At 63.8% G+C, this 2,589-nt stretch carries 4 protein-coding genes; all 4 read right to left on the reverse strand.

Annotation, left to right across the window (positions count from 1 at the left end):
- Positions 1 to 675 (reverse strand): phosphate regulon transcriptional regulator PhoB (phoB, locus tag EN742_RS31240; RefSeq protein ID WP_128333680.1); only part of this gene is annotated, 675 nt, incomplete at its 3' end.
- Between the two features lie 19 nt (positions 676 to 694).
- The gene (phoU, locus tag EN742_RS31245) at positions 695 to 1,405 is read right to left on the reverse strand and encodes a phosphate signaling complex protein PhoU (protein ID WP_126057989.1); all 711 of its coding nucleotides are present in this window, start codon (positions 1,403 to 1,405) and stop codon (positions 695 to 697) included.
- Positions 1,406 to 1,428: 23 nt separating this feature from the next.
- Positions 1,429 to 2,253 carry a phosphate ABC transporter ATP-binding protein PstB gene (pstB, locus tag EN742_RS31250; protein WP_126057988.1) on the reverse strand — a complete coding sequence of 275 codons (825 nt, stop codon included), beginning with the start codon at positions 2,251 to 2,253 and terminating at the stop codon, positions 1,429 to 1,431.
- Between the two features lie 15 nt (positions 2,254 to 2,268).
- On the reverse strand, positions 2,269 to 2,589 hold a 321-nt coding region (locus EN742_RS31255; protein ID WP_128333681.1), incomplete at its 5' end, for an ABC transporter permease subunit.

The following is a 2,589-nucleotide window of genomic DNA, read 5'->3' on the forward strand; positions in this document are numbered from 1 at the left end:
CGCGTAGCCCGCGCCGCGTATGGTGCGGATGACATCCGGCATGCGGCCATTGTTGACCGCCTTGCGCAAGCGCCCGACATGCACGTCCACGGTGCGCTCGTCGATGTAGATCGTCTCGCCCCAGACATTGTCGAGCAGCTGGCTGCGCGAGAACACCCGGCCGGGATGCCGCATCATGAATTCGAGCAGCCGGAATTCGGTCGGGCCGAGCCGGATCTCGCTCTTCTTGCGGTAAACGCGATGCGACTCGCGATCGAGCACGATGTCGCCGACCTTCAGCATGCTGGACAGGACTTCCGGCTTGGCGCGGCGTAGCAGCGCCTTCACCCGCGCCATGAACTCCGGCGTAGAGAACGGCTTGACCAGATAGTCGTCGGCGCCGGTCGAAAGGCCGCGCACCCGGTCGCTTTCCTCGCCGCGCGCCGTCAGCATGATGATCGGCAGCCGCTCGGTCTCCGGCCGCATCCTGAGGCGCCGGCAGAGCTCGATGCCGGAAACCGCCGGCACCATCCAGTCGAGCACCAGCAAATCGGGCACGTTTTCCTGCAGCCGGATCTCGGCCTCGTCGCCGCGTGTGACCACCTCGACCTGGTAGCCTTCCGATTCCAGATTGTAGCGGAGCAGCACCCCCAGCGGCTCCTCGTCCTCCACCACCATGATGCGTGGCGCGATCATCAGCCGGTCACCCTTCTTCTCAGGCCGCCGGCGCCGACATCGCCGTCTCGTCCAGCTTCGGACGATTGGCGGGCAGTTGCTGACCGGTCAGCACGTAGTAGGCGTTCTCGGCAATGTTGGTGACATGGTCGCCGATGCGCTCCAGGTTCTTGGCGCAGAATAGAAGATGCGTGCAAGCGGTGATGTTGCGCGGATCCTCCATCATGTAGGTCAGGAGCTCGCGGAACACCGAGGTGTATTTGACGTCGATGCGTTCGTCGTCGTTGCGGAGCTTGGCGAGGGCTGCGGCATCCGCGGCGGCATATTGCTCGATGACGCCCTGCACCTGGACCAGCACAAGCTGCGCCATGCCGTCGATGGAATGCGAGAGATCACGCGGCGTGACGCTGAGGCCGACGGTACCGACACGCTTGGCGATGTTCTTGGCGAGGTCGCCGATGCGTTCGAGGTCGCCCGCCATGCGGATCGAGCCGACCACGGCGCGCAGATCGTTGGCCATCGGCTGCCGCTTGGCGATCAGCGTGATGGCGCGGTCGTCGAGTTCGCGCTGGCGTGCATCCATGATGGCGTCGTCGGAAACAACGCGCTGCGCCAGGGCATTGTCGGAATTGAGCAGCGCGCGCGTCGAGCCGGCGACCATCGAGCGGGCGAGATCGCCCATGTCGGCGATCAGCTTGCTGATCGCTCCCAGATCCTCGTCGAAAGACGCAACCGTATGATGTTCACCCATGATCCTGTCCTCGTGCGTGGAAATCAGCCGAACCGGCCGGTGATGTAGTCCTGGGTGCGTTTGTCGTCGGGGTTGGTGAACATCTTGTCGGTGGCGCCTTCCTCGACCAGGTAGCCGAGATGGAACATCGCCGTGCGCTGCGACACGCGGGCCGCCTGCTGCATCGAGTGGGTGACGATGACGATCGTGTAGTTCTGGCGCAGTTCGTCGATCAGCTCCTCGACACGGGCGGTGGCGATCGGGTCGAGCGCCGAGCAGGGCTCGTCCATCAGGATCACTTCCGGCGACACGGCGATGGCGCGGGCGATGCACAGGCGTTGCTGCTGGCCTCCGGACAGGCCGGTGCCGGGCTCGTGCAGGCGGTCCTTCACCTCGTTCCAGATCGCCGCCTTCTTCAGGCTGGATTCGACGATCTGGTCCATGTCGGCCTTGCGCTTGGCCAGCCCATGGATGCGCGGGCCGTAGGCGACATTCTCGTAGATCGACTTCGGGAACGGGTTGGGCTTCTGGAACACCATGCCGACGCGAGCCCTAAGCTCCACGACGTCGATGTTCTTGTCGTAGATATCCTCCTCGTCCAGCGTGATCTTGCCCGTCACGCGCGCCGAGTCGATGGTGTCGTTCATGCGGTTGAGGCAGCGCAGGAAGGTCGACTTGCCGCAGCCCGAAGGTCCGATGAGCGCCGTCACCTGATTGAGGCGGACGTCGAGATTGACGTCGAACAGCGCCTGCTTTTCGCCGTAGAACACGCCGACCTTGTCGCCGCGCATCTTGATCACTTCGTTCGACTTGGCGTTCATCTTGTCGCCCACTGCGTTTTCAAGAGACTGTTCGGTCATGATGTTCATACCAGATGCCTTCTTTTACCAGCGCCGTTCGAACCGGCGCCTGAGCACGATCGCTGTGATGTTCATGGCCATGAGGAAGACGAGCAGGATGATGATGGCGCCCGACATACGCTCGACGAAGGCGCGTTCGGCCTCGTTGGCCCACATGTAGATCTGCACCGGCAGCGCGGTCGCCGGATCGAACGGAGTCTTCGGATAGTCGGCGACGAAGGCGACCATGCCGATCAGGAGCAGCGGCGCGGTTTCGCCGAGCGCGCGCGCCAGGCCGATGATGGTGCCGGTGAGGATGCCGGGGGCGGCAAGCGGCAGGATATGCTGGAACACCATCTGCATCTT

Origin of the sequence: Mesorhizobium sp. M4A.F.Ca.ET.020.02.1.1 (assembly GCF_004022645.1) — a bacterium.
Lineage (GTDB): Bacteria > Pseudomonadota > Alphaproteobacteria > Rhizobiales > Rhizobiaceae > Mesorhizobium.